This is a genomic window from Enterobacter sp. 50588862 (assembly GCF_001462935.1).
GTDB lineage: Bacteria > Pseudomonadota > Gammaproteobacteria > Enterobacterales > Enterobacteriaceae > Enterobacter > Enterobacter bugandensis.
In genome coordinates this window covers 82,386-108,310 of sequence record NZ_LNHM01000007.1, presented here as the reverse complement: position 1 = coordinate 108,310, position 25,925 = coordinate 82,386, and the positions used below count along the sequence as shown (strand labels likewise).

The following is a 25,925-nucleotide window of genomic DNA, read 5'->3' as shown; positions in this document are numbered from 1 at the left end:
TTTTTAGTAACGCGTGGCAATCCGCAAATTGTCATACATTTTCATATTCGGCAATTTATTCCTAACCCCAATGAATAAATTCAACATATCCATTCCAATTATGAATTGGCTGCTACACTTATTCAGTGTCATACACGGGCAGGAGAAGGGAATGAAAATATTACTGTGGGTTATTTTAATTATATTTTTGATAGGGCTGTTAGTGGTTACCGGCGTATTCAAAATGATTTTCTGATTTATTTGCCCGGCACTGCGCCGGGCGACGTTATTCCTTTCAGGCTTTCAGCGATGCCCCCTTCGTGGCAATCACCTCTTTATACCAGTAAAAACTCTTTTTGCGGCTGCGGGCCAGAGTGCCTTTACCGCTGTCATCGCGGTCCACATAAATAAAGCCGTAGCGCTTGGACAGTTCCGCTTTGGAGGCGCTGACCAGGTCGATGGGCCCCCAGCTGGTGTATCCCATTACCTCAACGCCGTCGTCAATCGCCTCGCGCACCTGCACCAGGTGGTCGTTAAGGTAGCTGATGCGGTAATCATCCTGCACCACGCCGTCGGCGTCCGGTTTGTCCTTCGCGCCGAGGCCGTTCTCGACGATAAACAGCGGCTTCTGATAACGATCCCAGAGCACGTTCAGCAGCGTACGCAGGCCAACCGGATCGATCTGCCAGCCCCACTCTGAGCTTGCCAGATGCGGGTTTGGCACCATTCTCAGGATGTTGCCCCGCGCCTGCTGGTTCAACTCGTCATCGGTCGTCACGCAGCCGGTCATGTAATAGCTGAACGAGATAAAATCGACGGTGGATTTCAGCGCCTCGCGGTCGGCGTCGGTGATATCAATCTCAATTTCGCTGTCGCGGAAGAAGCGCAGCATATACCCCGGGTACGCCCCGCGGCACTGCACGTCGCCAAAGAACTGCCAGGCGCGGTTCTCCTGTAGCGCCTCCAGCACGTCTTCTGGCCTGCAGGTCAGCGGGTACATCAGGCCGCCCAGCAGCATGTTGCCAATTTTTGCATCCGGGATAATCTCGTGGCAGGCTTTCACCGCCAGCGCGCTGGCCACCAGCTGATGGTGGATCGCCTGATACACTTCCCCTTTGCTGCTGGTTTCCGGCAGGCCCACGCCAGTCATCGGCGCATGCAGGGACATGTTGATTTCGTTGAAGGTCAGCCACAGCTTCACCTTCTCCCTGTAGCGCGCAAAGACGGTTCGGGCGTAGCGCTCAAAGAAGCCGATAGTCTGACGACTGCCCCAGCCGCCGTACTGTTTCACCAGCCCCCACGGCATTTCGTAATGCGACAGCGTTACCAGCGGCGTGATGTCGTGCGCGGCCAGTTCGTCAAACAACCTGTCGTAAAACGCCAGACCCGCTTCGTTTGGCGTCTGCTCGTCGCCGTTCGGGAAGATACGCGTCCAGGCAATGGAGACGCGCAGGCAGCTAAAGCCCATTTCGGCAAAGAGTTTGATGTCTTCCGGGTAGCGGTGATAGAAATCTATCGCCACATCTTTAATCCCGCTGTCGCCCGCCATGCGCTCCACCACCGGGCCAAAGACCCCCTGCGGCTGGACGTCTGAGGTGGAAAGCCCTTTGCCATCCTCCAGATATGCGCCTTCTACCTGGTTCGCGGCAACCGCGCCGCCCCATAAAAAATCATCCGGGAAAGTTTTCATCACGTTCTCCTGTTATTGATGGCTTACGCTGAGCAGCGGTGCACCGGCGTTGACGGACGTTGCCGCCACGGTCGCCACCGCGCGATACTCGTCGCTGTTACTGATAATGATCGGCGTCGCCAGGTCGTATCCGGCATCGATAATCGCCTGACGATCAAACTCCAGCAGCAGGTCGCCCGGCTGCACCCTGTCGCCCACCTTCACATGGGCGGTAAACGGTTTACCATCGAGCTTCACGGTGTCGATCCCCACGTGGATTAACACTTCAATGCCGCTGTCGCTGAGCAGGCCGATGGCGTGTTTGGTCTGGAAAAGAGAGGCAACAACGCCCGCAAACGGGGCAACCACCCTGTTGTCGGAGGGAATGATGGCGGCACCGCTGCCCAGCAGGCCGCTGGCAAAGGTGGTATCAGGCACCTGATCGAGCGCCAGCACGGTACCGGTCATCGGTGCCAGCACATCGTTTTCACCCGCTGGCGCAACCGCCTCGGGCGCTGAGCGTGCTGGCATGCCCGCCACCAGCGTCAGGACGCAGCCCAGCACCAGCGCCACGACGGTGCCGATAATGCCGCCCCACAGGGTGGCGTCTACGCCGCCCGGCGGGATCATCTGGGCGATGGTAAAAATATTGGCAAAGCCGAACGAATAGACATGAGTGTCGCTAAAGCCGACTATCGCGCCGCCGACGGCACCCGCGACGCAGCCAAAGATAAACGGACGGCGCAGCGGCAGGTTAACCCCGTACACGGCCGGTTCGGTGATGCCAAAAATCCCCGCCGTCACGGACGAACCGGCCAGCATTTTCTGGCGCGCGTCGCGGGTGCGCAGGAAAATCCCCAGCGCCGCGCCCACCTGGCCAAACACCGCCGGGAGCAGCATCGGCAGCATGGAGTCATGGCCCAGCACCGCCAGGTTGTTAATCATCAGCGGCACCAGCCCCCAGTGCAGGCCGAAGATCACGCAGACCTGCCACAGCGCCCCCATTGCCGCGCCCGCCAGCCACGGTGCCAGGACATAAACCCACTGGTAGCCGTTGGCCAGCATCTGGCTGAGCCAGGTCGCCAGCGGGCCAATGACCAGGAAGGTCAGCGGCACGGTCACGCCTAAGCAAATCAGCGGCGCGAAGAAGTTCTTCATCGAGGACGGCAGCAGCCTGGTACTCTGTTTTTCCAGCCAGCAGCTTACCCACGCGGCGAGAATGATCGGGATCACCGACGAGCTGTAGTTAAACCATGTGATCGGTATACCAAGAAACGCATCGGTAAACGCCCCCGGCTGCTGGCTGGCATTGAACGCGGCGATCATCATCGGGTGCGTAAGGGCCCCGCCGATCACCATCGTAATAAACGGGTTGCCACCAAATTTTTTCCCCGCGGTATAGCCCAGCACCAGCGGGAAGAAGAAGAACAGCGCGTCGCTCGCGGCGAACCAGATTTTATAGGTGCCGCTTTCAGGAGTGAGCCAGTCGCAGACCACCGCCAGCGCCAGCAGCCCTTTCAGAATACCGGAGGCCGCCAGAATGCCGATAAACGGAGTGAAAATTCCGGAGACGATGTCGATCAGGCGGCCCAGCAGGTTGCCCTTCTCGCCCTTCTCCTCCACGGCCGGCGCGTCGTCGGTGAGCCCGGCCTCGCTACGTACCGCCTGCCAGACGTCGTGTACGTGGTTACCAATCACCACCTGGAACTGGCCGCCGCTTTCGACCACCATAATCACGCCCGGGTTTTTCTTCAGCCCTTCAGCGTCCGCTTTCTGTTTATCTTTCAGTTTAAAGCGAAGCCGGGTCGCACAGTGGACAAGGCTGACAATGTTCTCTTTTCCGCCAACGTGGCCGAGAATATCCTTTGCTAACGCCTGGTATTCCATCTCGATTTCCTTACATCCGATGCCCGCAGGCACGTGTTGACTGAGTATAAAAATAAAAAAACCCGAGAACGTCCTCCTTGCGGAGGCCGCGCCCAGGTTTTGCCTGCGTTATGCAGTAACAATCCAGATTTGAGGCTTAACGCCCCTCTTTTCTCACCCGTTCAATATGAATGGCGAGGAACATAATTTCTTCGGTCGTCAGCTCGCGCTGATAGCTTTTGTTCAGGTGCTGCGCGATTTTCTCGGCGCATTTCCACGCTTTCGCGTAGTTGTCCTTTACCGCGGTATGCAGCGAGACGTCGTCATCGTCCACCACGGTGCGGGTCAGCATCCGCTGGGCAAAAAACTTCAGATGCGTGACAAAACGCTGATAGCTGAGCGACTCTTCGTCGTACTCCAGCTGTAGCTGATACTTCACCAGCTGCAGGATCTCCTGCATCACTCTTGTTACGTGCATCACTTCCGGCATTTCGCTGTTCAACTGCGCGGTGACCAGATGCAGCGCGATAAACCCTGCTTCGTCCTCAGCCAGCTCGACGTTCAGGCGTTTGGCGATAATGGCCCTCGCCTCCTGCCCCAGCTCAAACTCCTTCGGATAGAGGCGCTTGATGTCCCACAGCAGCACGTTTTTAATCGCCAGCCCTTTCTTCTGGCGCTCAATCGCGAAGTAGCAGTGGTCGGTCAGGGTGATGTACAAACTTTCCTGCAATTTCCCCAGCCGTTGCGCCGCCAGCCCAATGATGCGGTCGCAGGTGGTCATCACCTCCAGCGGGATCTGGCTCAGCAGTTCACCGAGACGCTGCACCAGCTCATCGCTCTGTAACGCAAACACCTTTTCAATCAGCGCGGTATCCAGCGCTTCACCCACGCGCCTCTGAAAGGCCAGCCCGCGGCCCATCACCACCTGTTCGCGCCCGCGCTCATCCTGAACAACCACCACGTTATTATTGAGTATCTTGGCGATTTTCATCGGAACCCCAGAAACAAAAAAACCTGACCTCCGGCAGAAGCCAGAAAATCAGGTTTTGCCTGCCGAAGCAGTAACAATCCAGTTCTGGCACTCTATCAGTTTCATTCGTAGCCTCAATGCGTCACGGGTAAAAAACGTGACGCAGATCGACATTGCTAGAACGTCACGACGGTTTTCAGCTCCGTCACCCAGGCATCCTGCGTCCGGGATACGCCGCCCGGATGGTGCCAGTACTGAATGCCCGGCTGCAGCTCCAGCCACGACACCGGACGGAAGCGATAGTAAAACTCACCGTTCAGGGAGTGGCCCGGCACTGGATGGTACGCCGGATCGTTATAGTCCGACACGCCGCTCAGGCTGTTCATATAGCGCTGGTTGCGGGCGTACTGGCTGCTCATATCAATCCAGGTCAGCCCGAAGCCAATCCAGTCTTCCGGGCGAGCGTCAAACAGCCCGCGATAGCGCAGCGAGGCGGCGTAGACCTGATGCATGTAATTGCTGCGCTGATCCGCAAGGCTCATGCTGACCGAGGTGCTCAACCCGCGATTCGGATCGTCCTTGTGCTGCGTGATCTGCTGGTTAAGCCCGGCGTACATAAACCAGGTACGGTTATGCTTCTCGTAACCGTCCGGATCGGTGGCGCCCGCTCCGCCCGATGCACCGCTATAGAGATCGGTTTGCGGCGCGTTGGTAAACACCACGCCGAGGTTATAGGCGCCCGGCAGGCCGTTAATCAGCGGACGCGCTTCGATTTCGACCGGGAGCAAGATTCCTTTGCTGCCCTTCGTAGACCAGCTCCACGCGTGGCTGCGGCTGGAGGCGTCCGGGTTTTGCTCCATCACGCCGCCTTTTAAGGTGACGGTTGGCGTGAGCTTATACTCCAGCGTGGTGCCCCAGGTGTGAACGTTCCAGTTGTTCCAGGTCAGCGAGTTGGCCGATTTCCCACCGCACTGGGAGAGCATCTGGAAGTCGCACGGGATGATTTGATCGAAGGTCTGCACCTTGTTCATCATGCCGATACGCCAGGTGAGGCGTCGGTCGTCAAAGCTGCGGGCAAACGTCAGCCAGCCCAGACGGGTTATGGATTGCCCGCCCCAGCTTTCCTGGGTCAAATCGTTGAAGTTCACGCGCGGATCCTGCACGCGTTTAGTGGTGAGGTCGTCATTGTGGTTGCGGTTGACGATATTCCCCTCAATACGCGCATCCGGGATGCCCGTCCAGCGCGCCAGATCCTGGTTGAAGGTCAGCGCGAACTGGTCAATATAGGCCACGTGGGAGTCGTGGTTATATCCGCCGCCGCCGTTCCAGCCAATTTCATTGAGGTATCCGAGGTTATAGGTAAAACCGTTATCGTTAAGGATTTTGCGTATGCCGAGCATTTCGCCCAGAACAGGCTCCGGCGGGGCTTCAAACCCTAATACCGTTCCATTCCACTCCTGCGCCACTGTTAAAGGCGATATCATCAATAAAGCGAGGGCACAAAGATTATATTTATTTGTCATAATAGCAACCTGTAGCTGAGTATTAATGCGTAACCGTTCGCAGGAAATTTGTTATTTCCCGTCGTATTTTGATTATTCGTTCCAGCAAAAAGCGTTAGGCCAAATGGCCCTCCTTCGTGAATGACAGGCAAAAAAAAACCTAAGCGCTCCACAGCGGTTAATGCTGTGAAACGCTTAGGTTTTGCCTGTTAACCAGTAACAATCCTGCGTTGAAAACAGTGGCACCTTAACATCGTCGCGCCACCTTGAAAACCTGCATCGTTTTATATTTTAAAAAAGTGTGAGCAAATTAACGCTTATTATTTTGACTGGATGACACGCGCAATATCGGCAGAAATTTGTAAGGTGCGGATCTCCTGAAATAAATCCAACGCTTCGCTGTACTCTTTGCGTAAATAACTGAGCCACTGTTTGATGCGCGCGACGTGATACAAACCGGTGTCGCCCTGCTTTTCCAGACGGCTGTATTTTTGCAGCAACGTGACCACGTCTGCCCACGGCATGCGCGGTTCGTTATGTTTCACCACCCGGCTGAGGTTTGGCACGTTCAGCGCGCCGCGGCCTATCATCACCGCGTCGCAGCCCGTCTCTTTCATGCACGCCTGCGCGCTCTCGTAGTCCCAGATTTCACCGTTGGCGATAACCGGAATGCTGAGGCGTTTGCGGATCTCGCCAATCGCCTGCCAGTTAATGCGGTCCGCTTTATAGCCATCTTCTTTAGTACGTCCGTGCACCACCAGCTCGGTGGCCCCGGCCTGCTGCACCGCATCGGCAATTTCAAACTGTCGGGCGTCGCTGTCCCACCCCAGGCGCACCTTAACCGTCACCGGCAAATGCGAGGGCACGGCCTCACGCATGGCTTTCGCGCCGCGGTAAATCAGCTCAGGATCTTTCAGCAACGTCGCCCCGCCGCCGCTACCGTTCACCAGCTTCGACGGGCAGCCGCAGTTGAGATCCACCCCGTAAGAGCCAAGCGCTACCGCGCGGGCGGCATTTTCCGCCAGCCATTCAGGATACTGGCCGAGCAGCTGAATACGCACCAGCGTGCCGGAAGGGGTCCGGCTCTGGCGATGCAGTTCAGGGCAGAGACGATAGAATGACTTTTCTGGCAGCAACATATCGACCACGCGTAAAAACTCCGTCACGCAGAGATCGTAGTCGTTCACCTCGGTAAGCAGCTCGCGTACGAGAGAGTCGAGCACGCCTTCCATTGGGGCCAGTAAAACACGCATAACAGTACCTGTGAAAAAAGACGCGCTATAGTATCTGCTCTGTTTGTGTGTGGAAAGCCCGACGTTCCAATTCGGAATGTCTGGTATGCTCAAAATTCATGATGTGATCCGTGGCACATTTTCGGGTTTAATTGTATGATGAATGCGTTTCATCAAGGACTTTCACCATGAGCAAATCATTGAACATTATCTGGCAATATCTGCGCGCATTCGTCCTGATTTACGCCTGCCTGTATGCCGGCATTTTCATCGCGTCGCTGCTGCCTATCACCATTCCCGGCAGCATTATCGGTATGCTGATCCTCTTCGTTTTACTGGCGCTGCAAATTCTGCCTGCAAAGTGGGTCAATCCAGGCTGCTTCATTCTTATCCGCTACATGGCGCTGCTGTTCGTGCCTATCGGCGTGGGCGTCATGCAGTATTTTGATTTGCTCAAGGCGCAGTTCGGCCCGATTGTTGTCTCCTGCGCGGTCAGCACGCTGGTGGTTTTCCTGGTGGTGAGCTGGAGTTCTCATCTGATACATGGAGAACGTAACGTGGTCGGGGAGAAAACAAAAAAATGATGGCTAATATCTGGTGGTCACTGCCGTTAACCCTGCTGGTATTCTTCGCCGCGCGCAAGCTTGCCGCACGATTTAAAATGCCCTTGCTGAACCCCCTGCTGGTGGCGATGGTGGTGATTATTCCCTTCCTGCTGCTCACCGGCATTCCTTATGAGCGTTACTTTGCGGGCAGCAAAATTTTAAACGACCTCCTGCAGCCCGCCGTTGTCGCGCTTGCCTTTCCTTTATATGAGCAGCTGCACCAGATCCGCGCACGGTGGAAGTCCATCATTACTATCTGTTTTGTGGGAAGCCTGGTGGCGATGATTACCGGCACGTCGGTGGCGCTGTTGATGGGGGCCTCCCCGCAAATTGCCGCCTCTATCCTGCCTAAATCAGTGACCACGCCTATCGCAATGGCGGTAGGCGGCAGCCTCGGCGGTATTCCGGCCATAAGCGCGATGTGCGTGATTTTCGTCGGTATTCTCGGCGCGGTGTTTGGCCACACCCTGCTGAACGGGATGCGTATTCACACCAAAGCGGCGCGCGGGCTGTCGATGGGCACCGCCTCGCACGCGCTGGGTACCGCTCGCTGCGCGGAGCTGGACTATCAGGAAGGGGCGTTTAGCTCGCTTGCGCTGGTGATCTGCGGGATTATCACCTCCCTGCTCGCCCCGTTCATTTTCCCGCTGATTCTGGCGGTGATGGGCTAAAATTTGCGATGCGTCGTGCAAATTTCAGTTTGATTTCATAAGTTGCATACATAATGAGATTTGGATCACATATAAAGACCTTGCGGCTCCGTAAACTACCGATCCATTAACCTTTATGAGGCAAACGCCATGCACCCACGTTTTCAAGCTGCCTTCGCTCAGCTTGCAGAGAATTTGCAGTCAGCCCTCGCTCCCGTTCTGGCAGATGCACATTTCCCCGCCCTGCTGACGGCGGAGCAGGTCACGGTGCTTAAACAGGCAACCGGGCTGGATGAAGACGCGCTGGCTTTCGCACTGCTGCCCCTGGCTGCCGCCTGCGCCCGGGCCGATCTTTCCCACTTCAACGTCGGCGCCATCGCGCGCGGCGTCAGCGGAACCTGGTACTTCGGCGGGAACATGGAGTTCCTCGGCGCAACCATGCAGCAGACCGTTCACGCCGAGCAGAGCGCCATCAGCCACGCCTGGCTGCGCGGTGAGAAAGCCCTGAGCGCCATCACCGTAAACTACACTCCGTGCGGCCACTGCCGCCAGTTTATGAACGAGCTGAACAGCGGGCTGCAGCTGCGCATTAACCTGCCGGGCCGCGCGCCGCACACGCTGGGGGACTACCTGCCTGACGCCTTCGGCCCGAAAGATCTTGAGATTAAAACGCTGCTGATGGACGAGCAGGATCACGGTTTCGCCCTGTCCGGCGATGACCTGAACCAGGCGGCCATACGCGCGGCGAACAAGAGCCACACCCCCTACAGCAACTCCCCGAGCGGCGTGGCACTGCAGTGCCGCGAAGGCCGTATCTTCACCGGCAGCTATGCGGAAAACGCCGCGTTTAACCCAACGCTGCCGCCGCTGCAGGGCGCACTCAACCTGCTGAGCCTGAACGGCTACGATTATCCGGACATTCAGCGTGCCGTTCTGGCCGAAAAGGCCGATGCGCCGCTGATTCAGTGGGATGCCACCGCCGCAACGCTCAAGGCGTTAGGCTGCACGACAATCGACCGCGTCCTGCTGGCGTAAACCTTCCGGCGGACAGAAATGTCCGCCACGTTGCTGAAAAACCCCTCAGTTGAGTCGCTGTTTCTTGCGCTAACCAGGCGGGTAAAGTAGCCTGAGTTAAATTTCATCCACGAACGAGCCATCTTCATGTTAAAGCGCGTTTTTTACAGCCTGTCTGTCCTGGTCGGCATACTGCTGTTTATCGTGCTGGGTCTCGACCGCTGGATGAGCTGGAAAACGGCCCCCTACATCTTTGATGACCTGCAGGACCTGCCCTACCGTCAGGTGGGCGTGGTGCTCGGCACCGCCAAGTATTACCGCACAGGGGTGATCAACCAGTATTACCGCTACCGCATTCAGGGCGCGCTGAACGCCTACAACAGCGGCAAGGTAAACTACCTGCTGCTGAGCGGCGATAACGCGCTGCAAAGCTATAACGAGCCGGTGACGATGCGGAAGGATTTGATTGCCGCAGGCGTGGACCCTGCCGATATCGTGCTCGACTACGCCGGGTTCCGCACCCTGGACTCCATCGTGCGCACGCGCAAGGTCTTCGATACCAACGACTTCATCATCATCACGCAGCGCTTCCACTGCGAGCGCGCGCTGTTTATCGCCCTGCACATGGGCATTCAGGCCCAGTGCTACGCGGTGCCGTCGCCAAAAGATATGCTGAGCGTGCGCGTCCGCGAGTTTGGTGCCCGCTTTGGCGCCCTGGCCGATCTGTATATCTTCAAACGCGAACCGCGCTTTTTAGGCCCGCTGGTGCCGATCCCGGCAATGCACGAAGTGCCGGAAGACGCGCAGGGTTACCCGGCGGTGACGCCGGAGCAGCTGCTGGATATGCAGAAAAAAGAGAAAAAGTAGGCCTGCCTTTATACTTTCTTTACGCCGGCACTGACGCTTTTTATCCGCCCTTTACGCCAGCTCTTTTAACCTGAGTTCACTGCCGCTACGGCTTCATTGAAGAATGACTATGAACTCGATAATGAATGCGTTTTTCCTCAAAAGTCTCCGCCCTTACTTTAACTTTCCCGGATTATCACTCCCCGGCGCACTTAATTCTGGTCTCTGGCTGGATGAAAAAATTGACGCCCTGCAGCACAATGTTACCGTGGAAGTGGCCGACTATCTGGAACGCTACCCGCAGACGAAACACGTTGACGTTTACCTGAACGATATCAACGGCACGATGCGCGGCAAGCGCCTCACGGTGGAGAGCATGCTGAGTCTGGAAAAAGGCTGTTATTTTCCGCTTTCCGTCTACTCCATGGATCAGAAGGGAAAAATCGCCGCCCCGCTTTATGATGAACCCGACCGGCTGTGCCTCCCTGTCGCCGGCTCTCTGCGTCCCTGTCCGCAGGATCCGGAGCATACTGCGCAGATCCTGCTGACGATGAAGGATAGCGACGGTAACCCCTGCCCGCTTGAGCCACGCGCGATACTGCAGAACGTCGTGGCCCGCTTCCACCAGCACGGCCTTTTCCCGGTCATTGCCCCGGAAATAGAGTTTTACCTGACGGGACAGGGCGATCGCGATCCGCAAAATCAGGGCTGTTTTCACATAGACACCTCGTCGGCGCACGCGGCGCTTTTTGACGAGCTGGAACAGCTGGCGCACCTTCAGCGCATCCCGCTGTCAGGGGTGGTAGCGGAAGCCGAGTCCGGACAGTACGAATTAAACCTGAAGCACAGCCAGCGCGTCGTAGAGGTCTGTGATAACGTGCTGGCCCTGCGCCGCCTGACCCGCTATGTCGCTGAAAAGCACGGTCTTCAGGCTAACTTTATGGCTAAGCCCTTCAGCCAGCTCTCCGGCAGCGGTTTGCACATCCATTTCAGCCTGAACAACAGCCGTGGCGAGAACGTTTTTGCCTCGCCGGTGAACGCGCTGAGCAGCATGATGCGCTTGTGCATCGCGGGCCAGCTGGCGCTGATGCACGCCTCCGTCGCCATTCTTGCGCCGGGGGTCAACGCCTTTCGTCGCCTGCGAAAAAACCTGACGGAACCCGTCTTTAACTCGTGGGGCTATAACACCCGCTCCGCTGCCCTGCGCATTCCCTGCTCGGAAGAGAGCAACCGTCGTATCGAGTACCGACTGGCCGGAGCCGATGCGAATCCGTATCTGGTGGCGGCCACAATCCTGACCGGCATGCTGTACGGGCTGGAACATATCGACGAGGGGGAACTCCCGGAACCGCAGCAGGACCAACCGGAACTCCCGCTGTTCCAGCAGGAGGCGATTGAGGCCTTCGCCCGCTGTCAGTATCTCACCGACAGCCTGGGCGACGCCTTCTCCGAACAGTGGGTCGCCTGCAAGCTTTCTGAACTCGAGTGGTTTGAGCGCATTGTGACGCAAGAAGAGTCCCATCTGGCATAGGCCATAAAAAAGCCCGCTCGGTGAGCGGGCCGGGTATGGCGAGTGACGATTACTTCTTACGGGCGTACTTCAGTGAATCCAGCGCCACCGCGAAGATGATGATGGCGCCCTTGATGATGTACTGCCAGTACGGGTTCACGCCGATGTAGGTCAAACCGTAGTTGATGACGGTAAAGATGATCACACCGGTGACCACGCCGAGCACGGTACCCACCCCGCCGCTGAAGGAGACGCCGCCGACCACGCAGGCCGCAATCGCATCCAGCTCGTACATGAAGCCAAGGTTGTTCGTTGCGGAGCCGATACGGCCTGCTTCCAGCATCCCGCCGAAGGCGTAGAACACACCGGACAGCGCGTAAATCATCAGCAGGTTCAGGGCAACGTTTACCCCGGACACTTTCGCCGCTTCCGGGTTACCACCGATAGCGAAGATGTTTTTACCGAAGCGCGTTTTGTTCCACAGGATCCAGACGAACGCCACCGCAATCAGCGCATAGAAGGTAATGTACGACAGGCGGAAGCTGCCCAGCGCGATAAACCCCTGCGTGAAGGTGGAGAAGCCGCTGTCAAAGCCCGAAATCGGCGACGCGCCCACAAAGTCGTAGTACAGGGAGTTGATACCATAAACGATGATCATCGTACCCAGCGTAGTGATAAATGGCGTCACGTTCAGGTAAGCGATGATAATACCGTTGATCAGGCCAATCACCGCCCCGATGGCGCAGACAATCAGGATCACCACGAAAATCGGCATGGTCGCCATCTCCGGGAACACCTTGTTGGCGTTTTCCATCGACTGCAGCAGGGTTGCCGCAATAACCGCCGCCAGGCCGACCTGACGACCGGCAGAAAGGTCCGTCCCTTGGGTGACGATAAGGCCCGCCACGCCCAGCGCAATGATGATACGCACGGAGGACTGGGTCAGAATATTACTCAGGTTCAGCAGGCTTAAGAACGTAGGGTCCTGGAAAATAATAATGGCCAGCAGGACTAAAAGAACAACGTAAATACCGCCTTCTTTCAGGTAAGTGAGAAAACTTTTTTTATTTAACGCACTCATGAGGAGCCCCTGATCTTAAAGGTGCAAAGACGCAAGACGCAAAATTTCATTTTGCGTTGTCGTTTTGGTGTCAACAATACCGGCAACGAGACCATTGCTCATAACCAGAATACGGTCCGTGATCCCTAACAGTTCCGGCATTTCGGAAGAAATAATAATGATCCCTTTATTCTTTTTCGCCAGCTCGGCAATCAGCTGATAAATTTCAAACTTCGCGCCGACGTCAATACCCCGGGTCGGTTCATCCAGCATCAAAATTTCTGGCTGGGTTAATAACCAACGGCCAATAATAACTTTTTGCTGGTTACCACCGGAAAGCGAACCGATTTGGGTACGGTGGCCAGGCGTTTTCACGCGCATGGAGTCAATTACCCACTGGGTATCGCTCTTCATGCGGGAGTTATCCAGCAGCCCGACTTTATTTTTGTAATTGCGAATATTAGAGATTAACGAGTTAAAGTTAATATCCAGATAAGCATAAATACCGGTCGAGCGACGTTCTTCCGTCACCAGCGCAAAACCGTTATTAATGGCTTCGTTGGCATTATGGTTGTTAATTTTCTTCCCGTGCAGCGTGATGGTGCCGTCGGCCTTCTCGCGGATGCCAAACAGGGTTTCCACGATGTCGGTACGCTTTGCCCCTACCAGGCCAGCAATGCCAAGAATTTCGCCTTTGTGAAGGTCGAAAGAAACATCGCGGATGGACGGCTGGCGCAGCGAGGTCAGATTGCGTACTTCCAGAATTACTTCACCCGGCTTGTTCTCTTTGTCCGGGAAGCGCTGGTTCAGGGAACGGCCGACCATCATGGCGATGATCTTGTCCATGTCCAGCCCTTCAAGCGGCTGCGTGGCAATCCACTGGCCGTCGCGCAGGATGGTAATTTCATCGCACAGCTGGAAGATCTCTTCCATTTTGTGCGAGATGTACACAATGCCGCAGCCGCGTTCTTTCAGCTTACGAATAATGGTAAAAAGGTGATTAACCTCTTTTTCCGTTAATGACGAGGTGGGTTCATCCATGATGACGATTTTCGCATCATAGGAGAACGCTTTGGCAATTTCGATCATCTGCATCTGGGAAACGGATAATGTCCCCACGCGGGCGCGCGGATCGATATCAATATCCAGCTCATCGAAAATCGCTTTGGTGTCGCGATACATTTTGTCCTGATCGACAAACACACCTTTGGTTGGGTAACGTCCCAACCACATGTTATCCATTACCGAGCGTTGCAGTACCAGGTTTAATTCCTGGTGAACCATCGAGATACCGTTTTCCAGCGCTTCTTTCGCTGAATGGAAATCGATTTCTTTCCCCTGAAAAAGAATGCTGCCAGAATCTTTTTGATAGATCCCAAAAAGACATTTTAATAACGTTGATTTACCCGCACCGTTCTCCCCCATTAATGCATGAATAGAGTGAGGACGGACTTTTAAATTAACATTATCGAGTGCCTTAACACCGGGGAAGGACTTGTTGACGCCTGTCATTTCCAACAAGTATTCACCGGACGACTGAGTAGTTGTGCTGACCATAATTATACCTTGTTGGCCTCGCATATCGCGTTATAAAAGGGCGCAACGAATTGCGCCCAGTGAAGACAAAACGAAGATCTTATTTACCGATAAACTCAGCCAGGTTGGACTGGTCTACGCCCACGTAAGGCACGCGAACGATTTTGTTGTCAATTTTCCAGTTGGTGCCATCCGCCGCGCCTTTACCGTCGGCGAGGTTTTTCGCCAGATCGAAGGTCGCTTTCGCCTGGTTATTGGCATCGTTCAGAACGGTACCGGCCATCGCGCCAGATTTAACCAGCGCCAGCGCTTCCGGCAGGGCATCCACGCCAAATACCGGGATGGACGATTTATTGTGGGCTTTCAGCGCTTCAACCGCACCCATTGCCATCGCATCGTTGTTGGCAATGACCACTTCGATTTTGTTCGCGTTCGGGCCAGACAGCCACGCGTCCATCTTATCTTTCGCCTGAGCGGTGTCCCACATCGCGGTATCTAACGCCAGCTGCTGGGTTTTCAGGCCCTTGTCGTTCAGCTCTTTGATAACATAGGTGGTACGCGCTTCAGCATCCGGGTGGCCAGGTTCGCCTTTCAGCAGCACGAACTGGATCTGACCGTCTTTGTTCAGGTCCCAGTTCGGGTTCGCCGCCCAGTGCTTCGCGATCAGATCGCCCTGAATAATGCCGGACTCTTTAGAGTCAGTACCGACGTAATAGGCTTTGTCATAGCTGTCCAGCGCTTTACGGGAAGGTTCTTTGTTGAAGAAGACGATTGGCACGTTCTGGCCGCGCGCTTTCTCAATAACCGTGCCTGCTGCAGCCGGGTCAACCAGGTTGATCGCCAGGGCCTTAACGCCTTTAGCCAGCAGAACGTCGATCTGATCGTTCTGTTTGGACTGGTCGTTCTGGGAGTCATTCATCAGCAGCTGTACGTCTGGCGCTGCTTTCGCATCTTTCTCAATTGCTTTACGCACAACAGACATGAAGTTGTCGTCGTATTTATAGATGGTCACACCAATACGGGTATCCGCAGCGTGCGCTGCTGCACCAAAAAGCATGCTTGCCATTACAGCAGACAGGGTCAACACCTTCTTATTCATGGTATCTCCGGTTTTTTTATGCAGGGTAGTTCTTGTGAATAACGATCGGCAGGCAGGTGTTAATAAAACGTTACTGACAGCCGACGTTCACTTATAAAATTTCTATCTTCCGTGGTCGGTAACGCTCCAGAAATGCGTTTTATTCGTTGTTTGCGGCACATAGGCTATGGTGAAAGCGAATAATCACCGTTACATAGCGTTTCAGCCCCTAAAACGCTGACATCATAGTCAGCGCCTTGTTAAGATACTGTGAATTTACTCACAGATTGAAAACGGTTACATCACCTGGTGTAATCAGTTAGTGATCGGAACCACAATTTGCCGGGCGGCGACGGAATGACGACGCACCAGCGTCGGCATGAAGCAGTGAGTTGCCCCCGGATCCAGCAGCCCTGCCGCTCCCTGTAGCGCCAGCTCGGTCGCCAGTTTTGCCATAGAAGCAATGGGATAGCGTACCGTTGTCAGCTGCGGGTCGGTGTAACGGGCAATCGGAATATCATCGAAACCAATCAATGACAAATGCTGTGGCACCGCAATGCCGTTGTCCTTCAGCGCAGTCAGCGCGCCTGCCGCCATGCTGTCGTTATAGGCAAACACCGCAGAAAGCTGCAGATTGCGGCCCAGCAGTTCCACCATTGCCGCCTCACCGCCCTGCATATCCGGCGTGCCGGTGCCAATCCAGCTTTCTGATGGCGTAATACCGTGCTCTTTCAGGGCGTTTTGCCACCCCTCACGCCGCAGCTCGTCATCTTCAATGTGATGGCTGGAGGCCAGATAGCCGATCCGCTGATGGCCGTTATTGATGAGCATTTTGGTGGCCATCATGGCGCCGCTGACGTTATCCAGCCCGACACAGCGGTGGGCATAGCCCGGGACGATGCGGTTGATTAACACCATGCCCGGGATCTGCTCCATAAACCCGGCCAGCTCTTCATCGCTTAAGGCTTTTGAGTGAACAATCAGGGCGTTGCAGCGCTGGCGGATCAGCACTTCAATGGCATAGCGCTCCTTTTCCGCCTCGTGATAGCTGTTGCCAATCAGCACGTATTTCTGATGCTGCTGGGCGACCACATCGACCGCTTTCACCAGCGCACCGAAAAAGGCGTCCGAGACATCCATTACCACCACACCGATGGTATCGCTGACCTGTGTTGCCAGCGCCTGCGCGTTGGCATTTGGCCGGTACCCGAGCTGGGTCACGGCTTTCATTACGGTTTCACGGGTTTCAGGGCTGACCAGCGCGCTGTTGTTCAGCACGCGGGAGACGGTAGCCACAGAAACGCCCGCCAGACGGGCGACGTCACGAATGGTGATCATATTCACCATCCTTCAAAGAATTGCAGCAACTCACAGACACCCCCTGTGTTTAGCAAGGTGGCTATTTTGGCAGCGAGAGAAAGGGGACTACGTGAAGAAGGTCACACTCATGAAAACGCTTACATCCGTTTTGTTAATGATTGTGATCCAGATCGTTATCTGGATGTATTACTCAATGATACCCCTGAAGCATGTGCGGTTAACTGACGCCACACCCACTCCAGCGGTCCCTGGCGGAAATAACGCAGCCAGATGACAGAAAACGCCAGATTTAGTATCCAGACCGGAATAACAAACGCCAGCAGTCCGAGGCGGTCGAATTTCATAAACAGGCCAAAGCGATAGAAAAGCGTGGTGCAGACCAGCGTCTGCAGGAGGTAATTACTTAACGCCATCCGCCCAACGCAGGCTACGGCGCTGACGATCCACAGGCGAGAAAGCTGCGGCCAGAAACCATAGATCAGCGCCGCATAGCCGATGGTCTGGAACGGCGCGCTCAATTCACGCGGCGTCTGCAGCAGGAACGCGCACCAGCGGTAATCCCAGTGAAGGTGCCACTGCGCCATTACCGCCGGAAGGTTAATCAGCACGCCCAGCAGGACCAGCCCCGCGCCGGTGCGGCGGTAGTGCCGCAGGCTGAATTCCCCTTTCAGCCAGCCGGTGCGCATCAGTGACGCGCCCATCAGCATCATGCCCGCCAGCTGCCAGCCGTATTGCGCCCCCAGGGCAAGCAGATTGTCGCCCAGCATATCCGCACGGTTGCTTATCGCTTCCGTACCGCCCTTCAGCTTCCAGTACTGCTCGTACTGGAGGTTAGCGGCGTCCGGGATCCAGGAACGGTTTGTCGCGTCACCGGAGATCAGCCCCAGCAAAAGCAGGACGCCGAGCCCCATGAGATAGAGCATCACGCCGGTGTTAAACAGGCTTTTCACGCTGTGCGCGTCGCGAATCAGCCGCCAGCAGATTAGCCCGACTAACCCATAAGCAAGAAGAATATCACCATCCCAGAAGAACAGGCCGTGGATAAAGCCGAGAATTGCCAGCAGCGTTAAGCGCGACTGGATCCAGCGCGTGCCGCGTTTGAGCAGAAGCTGCAGGCCCGCGCCAAACAGCAGCGCAAACAGCGTGAGGAATTTAACCTGAGCAAACAGGTCGAGGATCGCCCACGTCCAGGCATCGCTTCGGGTGATGTCGCCGTACCAGGCGGGATTGAGGTAAGCGGCCTTCGGCAGACCGAAGGCGCTGATATTCAGCAGCAGGATACCCAGAATGGCGACGCCGCGAACAAAATCGAGCGTGACGTTTCGCTCCATGGTCCCTGCCCTGTCTGATTAGTTGTGGTGACGCACGGCGCGCAGGAACTCCTGGCGGGTGTTCTGGCTCGATTTAAACAGGCCGCCCAGCGAGGTGGTGGTGGTCGCACTGGTCGCATCACGCACGCCGCGCGCTTTCACGCAGTAGTGCACCGCATCAATTGAGACCGCCACGTTATTGGTACCCAGCAGCGTTTGCAGCGCGATCAGGATCTGCTGCGTCAGACGCTCCTGCACCTGAGGGCGCTGCGCGAAGAACTGCACAATACGGTTGATCTTCGACAGGCCAATCACCGTGTCTTTCGGGATATACGCCACGGTCGCTTTGCCGTCGATGGTCACGAAATGGTGCTCGCAGGTGCTGGTCAGCGTAATATCACGGACCGTCACCATCTCATCCACCTTCATCTTGTTTTCGATGACGGTAATTTTCGGGAAGTTGGCGTAATCCAGTCCGGAGAAAATTTCGTCAACGTACATTTTCGCGATACGCTTGGGCGTCTCCATCAGGCTGTCATCGCTCAGATCGAGATTCAGCAGTTGCATGATCTCGGTCATATGCCCGGAAATCAATCTTTTACGGGTTTCATTGTCCATATCCTGAACGGGCGGACGCAGTGGCGTTTCAAGACCGCGCGCGAGCAGGGCTTCGTGGACCAGGGCAGCTTCTTTACTGAGTGATGACATTTTGTTCTCCTGCAGGTGTGGCGTCTTTCGCCCTCGTTGTGGCAAAAGTATGCGCTCATTGTGCGTGAGGCGACGCACATAATCCAGTATTCACGACGATAATTATTGCAATTGCTGTTGCCTTTCAGCGTGGCGATTCCAGACCAGGGCACCCGCGACAAACAGCGCAACGCCAGCCAGCCCCAGCGCAGGCTCCAACCGGTGGGTTAGCCAGGTTGATAACGCCGAGGTCACCGGCCCCACCAATTGCCCGATGGCATACCCGGTGGTGAGCAGCCCCGCCATATAGCGCGTGTGGTTCGGTGCCAGCTCGCGGCCGTATAAAAGAGAGAGCTGCACCGCGCAGAGGAACCCGCCGCCGACCAGCAGCCCGCCCGTCAGCAAGCCGCCAATGCCCGGCAGCAGCCAGGCTGCCAGCACGCCCGCCCCCTGTAACCACAGCACTATCGCCAGCCTGCGGTTAGCCGTTGAGGTGTGGCGCAAAAGAATGCTGAGCGCAATCCCCACCACGGCCGCGGCACCAAAAATCGGCCAGACAAACTGGGCAAACAGGCTGCCGGGAAAACGCACCGCCGCCATTTGCGAAAGAAAGGTCGCCGGAAGGATATAGCCAAATCCCGCCAGGCTGTAGCTCCAGACCAGGCGCTTGAGATCCGTCGTCAGCACCAGCGGCTCTGGCGCGCTGCCGGGTCGATGAAGCTGTCCGGAACGCGGCAGATAGCGCGCCACCAGCGCGACCAATACCAGCGCCAGCACGCCGTAGATTTGCCATGCCGCACCGGCCGAAAGGGATTTAGCCTGAATATAGACCGCGAGCAGGCCGCTCAGGGCGATGCCCGCGCCTGGTCCTGCAAACACGGCGGCGCTGAGCCCCGGTTTACCCAGCTGCCCCAGCCGCTCGTTGCTCCAGGCGGCAATCAGCACCATTGACCAGCCGCTCATGCAGCCAATCACAAAGCGCAGCAGGCCGTGCACAACGGCGTTATCCGCGGCGGCGGAGAGCAGGGTCAGCGCAACCGCACCGGTGATGCCAAGCCAGAGTCGCGTTTCAACAAAGCGGTGCGCCCGCATGGCATCCCATGCGCCCACCAGATAGCCCAGATAATTCATCGCCGCCACCAGACCTGCGCTGGTGAGCGTGAGTTGCCCGGCGGCAATCATCAGTGGCACCTGAGGCGTAAAGGCGAAGCGCCCTATCCCCATCGCCACCACCAGAACGACAAACCCACTAAGCGCAATACGCAGCGCCATGACTGCTCCAATTGTTAAAGAAAAGTAAATTTATGATGCAGCATCTCGCCGCTCCGCGAAAGTGAAAGTTGCTCACAGGTAAATGAAAACGCTGTATTATGGCTCTAATGAATAGCTATTCTCATTAAGGAGCCCTGCATGGAACTGCTCGAAGAGCACCGTTGTTTTGAAGGTCGACAGCAGCGCTGGCGGCACGACTCCACCACGCTGAACTGCGCCATGACGTTCAGCATTTTCCTGCCGCCGACGGAAAATCCGCCGGTTCTGTTCTGGCTTTCAGGCCTGACGTGTAATGACGAAAACTTCACCACCAAAGCGGGCGCGCAGCGTATTGCGGCCGAGCTGGGCATTGCGCTGGTGATGCCCGACACCAGCCCGCGCGGCGATGATGTGGCGGACGATGCCGGGTACGACCTGGGCAAAGGTGCAGGATTTTATCTCAACGCCACCGAGCAGCCGTGGGCGAGCCATTACCGCATGTATGACTACATTCGCGACGAGCTGCCTGCGCTGATTAAGGCCGAATTTACGGTGAGCGACCGCTGCGCCATCAGCGGGCACTCCATGGGCGGGCACGGGGCGTTAATCATGGCGCTGAAAAACCCGGGGAAATACACCAGCGTCTCTGCGTTCGCGCCGATTGTGAACCCAACGCAGGTGCCGTGGGGACAAAAAGCTTTCACAAACTATCTGGGTAAAGATGAAGAGAAATGGCAGGAATGGGACAGCTGCGCGCTGATGCTGGCAAGCGATTCGGCGAACGCGCTCCCGATGCTTATCGATCAGGGCGATGCGGATCAGTTCCTCGCCGGACAGCTACAGCCTGCGGTGTTGGCTGAGGCGGCGCGCCAGAAGGACTGGCCGCTGACGTTGCGCATTCAGGCCGGGTATGACCACAGCTATTACTTTATGGCGTCCTTTATCGAGGATCATCTTCGCTTCCATGCGGAGCATTTGTTTGGGTAAGTGCGCGTTATTGCCGGGTGGCGGCTGCGCCTGACCCGGCCTACGTTCGCGGTTTTTGGATGCCCGGTAAGCGAAGCGCCACCGGGCATTCAGGTCACATCAGAACTTATAATCCACGCCCACAAAGTAGCGACGGCCATCTTCCGTGTAGCTGTAATCGTCGCGGCTCAGATCTTTATCCAGCAGGTTCTGCACGCCCGCGCGCAGCTTCACGCTTTTCGTCGCCTGCCACGCCGCGCCGGTATTCCAGATGACGTAGCCACCCGGCGTTGGTGCACTGCTGGTCAGCGCGCGCTTCTCGCCGGTGTAATTGCCCTGAACATAGAATGACCAGTCCTGCGTCGCCTTCCAGTCAACGGTCCCGTTGGCGGTGTGGAACGGCAGCTCGGACAGCGGTTTGTTGCCGCCGTTGCTGATATCGCGGCCGTCGTTATAGGTGTAGTTCAGCGTCACTTTCCAGTCTTCGGCCACCGGGAACTTCACTTCGGTCTCCACCCCACGGATGCGCGCCTTGTTGACGTTGTAGTAGCGGAAAATCGGTTCACCGTCCGCGTTCAGTCCAACGTAGTTAGGGTAGCTCTGCGCCTGCTTCACATTGGCCGTACGGCTGATGCTGATGCGGTCATCCACGTTATTCTGGAAGGTGGTGATGCTGGCCTGCACGCCCTCTAACCAGCCCTCCTCCCCACTATAGTAGAGACCAAATTCGAAGCTCTCGCTGATTTCCGGCTTCAGGTCCGGGTTACCAACAATCTCGCAGGCGCCGCGGCACGAGCCGGTAACCCAGTCCGGGCTCAGCTGCAGCAGCGACGGTGCTTTAAACGCGGTGGCCCAGCCCCCTTTCACCGTTACGGTATCGGTCGCGTTATAGACCAGATAAGCACGCGGGCTCCAGTGGTCGCCGTAGGTATCATGGTCGTCCATACGGATGCCGGTGGTCAGCGCCAGCGGCTCGAAGATACGCCATTCGTCTTCGAGGAACAGCGCGTACTGGCTTGTCGACGTACTGCTGCCGGAGCCTCCCGTCAGGTTGACCGGATCTTTCAGCTTATCGTGACGCCACTCGCCGCCAAAGGTCAGCAGTTGATTAATGTCGCCCAGCGGCAGCACGTATTTCCCGTCCACCGCGTTGCTCTCTGAGGTGATCGGATTGCTGTTGCCCGGATTTTTGTTATCCACTTTCTCACCGTAAACCTTCAGCTCGCTGTTGCCGACGCCCCAGCGGCCGTTATGGCTGAGAGAGTAGTTCTGACGCTCGAGGCGGTTTTTGTCGAGGGAGTCTGAATCGCGATCCTGGCGGTCAAAGCCGTAGCCCGCGGTGAAGTCGTGGTTTTCTGTTGGCGTCCAGGCGAATTCCACGTTGGCATCACGGCTGGTGAAGCCCTCAATGCGCGGCGTTTCACCGCTCGCCGTGGTGGAGGATTTCTGCTGCCCGTCTTTCTCACGCTTCGCGAGGCTGCCGTAGGCTTTCAGTCCCAGCAGGCCGTCCACCAGCGGACCGCTGGTATAAAACTGACCGTTATACGTATCGCCACGATCGCGGTGTTCCTGAAAGGTGGAATCCGCGCTCAGGGTGCCTGTCCACTTCTGGCCGATTTTTTTGGTGATAATGTTCACTACGCCGCCGAGAGCATCAGAGCCGTAGAGAGAAGACATTGGTCCGCGCACCACTTCAATGCGTTCGATGGCATCAACCGGCACCCAGTTGAGGTCGAAATCGTTATGGCGGAAGACCGCGTTGCGCGAGTTGACGCGCTTGCCGTCGATAAGGATGAGCGTATAGCTGCTGTCCAGACCGCGAATACTTACCCCTTTACGGTTGTCCCCTTCGCTCGTGAGCTGTACGCCCGGCACATCCCGTAACACATCTTTCAGGTTCTGAACGGGTTTGCGCTGCAAATCTTCCTGGGTAATTACGCTGATGCTTGCCGGTGCGTCTTTCAGGTTTTGCTCGGTCGCGGATGCCGTTACAACCATTGTGTCGCCAGATTCCGCTGCGATGACAGGCAGTGCCAGGGACATTGCGGACGCGCATAGCCCTCCCCTGACGACGGGATTCAACCTAAACATTCCATATCTCCATGAGGTAAATACAACTCAATCAAAAAATCATCGCTCACAGTGCCTTGTTGTCCGCCCACATCTGCGGTGGGTCGGCAGCACGCTTATTTTTTGATAACGATAAAGCAAACGATAATTATTATCAATTAAATTGTTAAAAAATATATCCGGAATGCATACTGTGGAGATAAAAAAGCCCGCTCGAGTGAGCGGGCTGAAAGAGAGGAAGCGCGGTTATTGTTTAAATCGTTCCGGGAAATCCATTTCACTGTAGCGAACGAAGCGGGTTCCTTTCGTCAGTTTGTAGCCAAACCAGATGATCAGGAACAGCGGAATACCAATGTAGGTCGCCGTGACGGCACCCCAGTCAATGGTGTCCGCAAGGAAGGCCTCATAGTTTTGACCCAGAGTAATGATCAGGCACAGAACGAAGGCGAAAATCGGCCCCAGCGGAAAGAACCCTGAACGGTACGGCAGGTTATTCAGGTCATGACCCTGCATGACGTAGCCGCGACGGAAACGGTAGTGGCTGATGGCAATGCCCAGCCAGGCGATAAAGCCCGTCATCCCGGAGGTGTTAAGCAGCCACAGGTACACCGTCTGGTTGCCGAACATGGAGGTCAGGAAGCACAGGCCGGCAATCACCGTGGTGGCATACAGCGCGTTGCGCGGTACGCCGCCGCGGGACAGTTTCGAGAAAATGCGCGGCGCTTTGCCGTCGCAGGCCAGGGTATAAAGCATACGGGTGGAGGCGTACATGCCGGAGTTACCCGCCGACAGCACCGCCGTCAGGATCACCGCATTCATTACCGCCGCCGCTGAGAGCAGGCCCGCGTGCTGGAAGACCAGGGTGAACGGGCTGACGCTGATGTCTTTCACGTCGTTACGCAGCAGGCTTGGATCGGTATACGGAATGATCAGGCTGATAATCAAAATAGCGAACACGTAGAACAGCAGAATACGCCAGAACACCTGACGCACCGCGCGCGGAATGTTCTTCTCCGGGTTTTCGGATTCACCGGCCGCGATACCAATCAGCTCCGTGCCCTGGAAGGAGAAGCCGACAATCATCGCCACGCCAATCATCGCCGAGAAGCCCCCGGCAAACGGCGCATCGCCGATGGTCCAGTTACTCCAGCCCGCAGGTTCAGCCCCTTTGAAAATACCCACGATCATCGCCACGCCGACGACGATAAAGATGATGACGGTGGCCACTTTGATCAAAGAGAACCAGTATTCCGCTTCGCCAAAGCCGCGCACGGAGATGTAGTTCAGCAGGAAGATGACGGCGAGGAACAGGGCGCTCCAGATCCAGCCCGGCGTGTCCGGGAACCACCAGGTCATCACCAGCTGCGCGGCGACGAGGTCCACGGCGATGGTGACGGCCCAGTTGTACCAGTAGTTCCAGCCCAGCGCGAAGCCGAAGCCTTCCTCAACGTATTTTTGTCCGTAGGTCGAAAACGAACCTGACACCGGCATGTATGCCGCCAGTTCGCCCAGGCTGGTCATCAGGAAATAAACCATCAGGCCAATCAGGATATAAGAGAATAATGCCCCACCCGGGCCGGCTGCCGAAATCGTTGCGCCAGAGGCAACGAAAAGACCTGTACCGATAGAGCCGCCAATGGCGATCATCGTCAGGTGACGCGCCTTGAGTTCACGACGTAGCGTGGGCGCTTCTGTGGTTTTAGTTTCTGAAACCATGTGAAAATGCTGTCCATTTAATAAATGAGGCGCGATTGTAGCAGACGATCTGCGTTCCTTCCGGCAGAAATACCCTGTTATAAGAGAGCTTCATGACGCGTCCAGGATTATAAGTAACGCATTATTTTTCCCTCTCCTTTGGGGTGAGGGGCGCTTTTACATCTCGCAGTAGCGCAGAAAACGCTGCAGCGAACTGGACAGGTGTTTCTGACGATGGTGGATGCACCACAGCGTGCGCACCAGTTTTGGCAGCGGAACAGGGATTTCCACCAGCGATCCGGTCTCCAGCTGTTCGGCAATCACCCGCCGGGAAAGACAGCTGATGCCCAGGCCATGACGCACCGCGTGCTTAATCGCCTCTGAGTTTCCAAGCTCCATTCCCAGCTGGAAATGCGGCAGATGCGACAGCAGCAGGTAGTCGACAATCTCACGCGTGCCGGAACCCTGCTCGCGGAGGATCCACTGCGCCTGCGCCAGCCGCTCCAGCGTCACCTCGCCCTGCAATAACGACGAGGCCGGAGACGCAAACACCACCAGCTCATCCTCCAGCCAGGGCTCGGCAATGATATCGACGTTGTGGCAAGGACCTTCGATAAGTCCGATATCCACGCGGAAATCAATCACCGCGTTGATCACGTCCTGGCTGTTACCCACGCTCATCTCCAGCGGCAGGGTCGGGAAATCCCGGCGGTAGCGGGCAATCACTTCCGGCAGGATGTAGTTGCCGATGGTGCTGCTGGCAAAAACGCGGATCGCGCCGTTGTCCTCGCGGAACAGCTGCTCGATTTCAATAGCCTGCTCCAGCAGCGCCAGCGCGCGCGGGTAAAGCAGGCGGCCATGTTCGTTGACCACCAGTCGCTTCCCTACCCTGTCAAACAGCTGGACGCCCAGCTGGCCTTCGAGATCGGTCAACGCCGCGCTGACGGCAGACTGCGAGAGCGCCAGCATTTGTGACGCCTGGGTCGTCGAGCCGCTTTTCAGCACCTCGGCAAACACTTCCAGCTGACGCAATGTAATGTGCATGGTTGCTTACCACTTATAAAGATTGATTATAAATATATAATCAATTTTATTTTTAAGCCAGCGCG

Annotated in this window: 21 protein-coding genes and 1 pseudogene; 7 read left to right on the top strand and 15 right to left on the bottom strand. The window is 56.4% G+C overall.

From position 1 onward, the window contains the following. Positions 1 to 70 precede the first annotated feature (70 nt). Positions 71 to 235 carry a hypothetical protein gene (locus APT89_RS24755; RefSeq protein ID WP_446717758.1) on the top strand — a complete coding sequence of 55 codons (165 nt, stop codon included), beginning with the start codon at positions 71 to 73 and terminating at the stop codon, positions 233 to 235. A gap of 39 nt (positions 236 to 274) precedes the next feature. On the opposite strand, the gene APT89_RS00975 is transcribed toward APT89_RS24755, so the two are convergent. The 5 genes and pseudogenes from APT89_RS00975 to dusC all read right to left on the bottom strand — a co-directional run bounded on the left by APT89_RS00975 (position 275) and on the right by dusC (position 7,239). Further along, a complete protein-coding gene (locus APT89_RS00975; protein ID WP_060571614.1) occupies positions 275 to 1,669 on the bottom strand; it encodes a glycoside hydrolase family 1 protein in 1,395 nt (464 codons plus the stop codon). Between the two features lie 12 nt (positions 1,670 to 1,681). Next, a pseudogene (gene bglF, locus APT89_RS00970) lies at positions 1,682 to 3,647 on the bottom strand (PTS beta-glucoside transporter subunit IIABC). A gap of 24 nt (positions 3,648 to 3,671) precedes the next feature. Then, positions 3,672 to 4,505, bottom strand: coding sequence for a BglG family transcription antiterminator LicT (licT, locus tag APT89_RS00965; protein WP_041909031.1), 834 nt, complete (start codon positions 4,503 to 4,505; stop codon positions 3,672 to 3,674). 155 nt (positions 4,506 to 4,660) lie between these two features. Further along, positions 4,661 to 5,968 (bottom strand): carbohydrate porin, encoded by a 1,308-nt coding sequence (locus APT89_RS00960; protein ID WP_120787279.1) that lies wholly within the window; start codon positions 5,966 to 5,968, stop codon positions 4,661 to 4,663. Between the two features lie 338 nt (positions 5,969 to 6,306). After that, complete coding sequence (gene dusC / locus APT89_RS00955; RefSeq protein WP_060571613.1) at positions 6,307 to 7,239, bottom strand: tRNA dihydrouridine(16) synthase DusC; 933 nt, start codon at positions 7,237 to 7,239, stop codon at positions 6,307 to 6,309. Positions 7,240 to 7,406: 167 nt separating this feature from the next. On the opposite strand from dusC, the gene APT89_RS00950 reads away from it, so the two are divergent. The 5 genes from APT89_RS00950 to APT89_RS00930 all read left to right on the top strand — a co-directional run bounded on the left by APT89_RS00950 (position 7,407) and on the right by APT89_RS00930 (position 11,864). After that, positions 7,407 to 7,802, top strand: coding sequence for a CidA/LrgA family protein (locus APT89_RS00950; protein WP_060571612.1), 396 nt, complete (start codon positions 7,407 to 7,409; stop codon positions 7,800 to 7,802). After that, positions 7,799 to 8,494, top strand: coding sequence for a CidB/LrgB family autolysis modulator (locus APT89_RS00945; RefSeq protein ID WP_041909023.1), 696 nt, complete (start codon positions 7,799 to 7,801; stop codon positions 8,492 to 8,494). Before APT89_RS00950 ends, APT89_RS00945 begins: the two co-directional genes overlap by 4 nt. Positions 8,495 to 8,623: 129 nt before the next feature. Next, entirely contained in the window at positions 8,624 to 9,508 is an 885-nt protein-coding gene (gene cdd, locus APT89_RS00940) for a cytidine deaminase (RefSeq protein WP_060571611.1), read from the top strand. A 126-nt stretch (positions 9,509 to 9,634) separates the two neighbouring features. Then, the gene (sanA, locus tag APT89_RS00935; RefSeq protein WP_028013857.1) at positions 9,635 to 10,354 is read left to right on the top strand and encodes an outer membrane permeability protein SanA; all 720 of its coding nucleotides are present in this window, start codon (positions 9,635 to 9,637) and stop codon (positions 10,352 to 10,354) included. A gap of 121 nt (positions 10,355 to 10,475) precedes the next feature. After that, the gene (locus tag APT89_RS00930) at positions 10,476 to 11,864 is read left to right on the top strand and encodes a glutamine synthetase family protein (RefSeq protein ID WP_060571867.1); all 1,389 of its coding nucleotides are present in this window, start codon (positions 10,476 to 10,478) and stop codon (positions 11,862 to 11,864) included. Between the two features lie 49 nt (positions 11,865 to 11,913). Here the strand turns inward: APT89_RS00930 and mglC are convergent, their stop codons facing one another. The 7 genes from mglC to APT89_RS00895 form a co-directional block, all read right to left on the bottom strand. Continuing rightward, complete coding sequence (gene mglC, locus APT89_RS00925; protein ID WP_013097952.1) at positions 11,914 to 12,924, bottom strand: galactose/methyl galactoside ABC transporter permease MglC; 1,011 nt, start codon at positions 12,922 to 12,924, stop codon at positions 11,914 to 11,916. Between the two features lie 15 nt (positions 12,925 to 12,939). Next, the gene (gene mglA / locus APT89_RS00920; RefSeq protein ID WP_028013859.1) at positions 12,940 to 14,460 is read right to left on the bottom strand and encodes a galactose/methyl galactoside ABC transporter ATP-binding protein MglA; all 1,521 of its coding nucleotides are present in this window, start codon (positions 14,458 to 14,460) and stop codon (positions 12,940 to 12,942) included. A 79-nt stretch (positions 14,461 to 14,539) separates the two neighbouring features. Beyond that, positions 14,540 to 15,538: a galactose/glucose ABC transporter substrate-binding protein MglB gene (gene mglB, locus APT89_RS00915; RefSeq protein ID WP_008500923.1), complete on the bottom strand. Its 999-nt coding sequence runs from the start codon at positions 15,536 to 15,538 to the stop codon at positions 14,540 to 14,542. 294 nt (positions 15,539 to 15,832) lie between these two features. Next, complete coding sequence (gene galS / locus APT89_RS00910) at positions 15,833 to 16,855, bottom strand: HTH-type transcriptional regulator GalS (RefSeq protein WP_041909015.1); 1,023 nt, start codon at positions 16,853 to 16,855, stop codon at positions 15,833 to 15,835. 155 nt (positions 16,856 to 17,010) lie between these two features. Further along, complete coding sequence (yeiB, locus tag APT89_RS00905; RefSeq protein ID WP_060571610.1) at positions 17,011 to 18,168, bottom strand: DUF418 domain-containing protein YeiB; 1,158 nt, start codon at positions 18,166 to 18,168, stop codon at positions 17,011 to 17,013. 18 nt (positions 18,169 to 18,186) lie between these two features. Beyond that, entirely contained in the window at positions 18,187 to 18,855 is a 669-nt protein-coding gene (folE, locus tag APT89_RS00900; RefSeq protein WP_047363083.1) for a GTP cyclohydrolase I FolE, read from the bottom strand. Positions 18,856 to 18,957: 102 nt separating this feature from the next. Beyond that, entirely contained in the window at positions 18,958 to 20,106 is a 1,149-nt protein-coding gene (locus APT89_RS00895) for a YbfB/YjiJ family MFS transporter (protein WP_041909011.1), read from the bottom strand. A gap of 138 nt (positions 20,107 to 20,244) precedes the next feature. On the opposite strand from APT89_RS00895, the gene fghA reads away from it, so the two are divergent. After that, the gene (fghA, locus tag APT89_RS00890) at positions 20,245 to 21,072 is read left to right on the top strand and encodes an S-formylglutathione hydrolase (RefSeq protein ID WP_060571609.1); all 828 of its coding nucleotides are present in this window, start codon (positions 20,245 to 20,247) and stop codon (positions 21,070 to 21,072) included. Between the two features lie 99 nt (positions 21,073 to 21,171). Here fghA and cirA read toward each other — a convergent pair whose 3' ends face one another. The 3 genes from cirA to yieE form a co-directional block, all read right to left on the bottom strand. Continuing rightward, positions 21,172 to 23,142: a catecholate siderophore receptor CirA gene (cirA, locus tag APT89_RS00885; protein WP_060571608.1), complete on the bottom strand. Its 1,971-nt coding sequence runs from the start codon at positions 23,140 to 23,142 to the stop codon at positions 21,172 to 21,174. A gap of 225 nt (positions 23,143 to 23,367) precedes the next feature. After that, on the bottom strand, positions 23,368 to 24,837 hold the full coding sequence (locus APT89_RS00880) for an amino acid permease (RefSeq protein ID WP_028013865.1): 1,470 nt from the start codon (positions 24,835 to 24,837) through the stop codon (positions 23,368 to 23,370). A gap of 156 nt (positions 24,838 to 24,993) precedes the next feature. Then, positions 24,994 to 25,860, bottom strand: a complete 867-nt coding sequence (gene yieE / locus APT89_RS00875) for a DNA-binding transcriptional regulator YeiE (RefSeq protein WP_045629869.1) — start codon at positions 25,858 to 25,860, stop codon at positions 24,994 to 24,996. Positions 25,861 to 25,925: the final 65 nt, after the last annotated feature.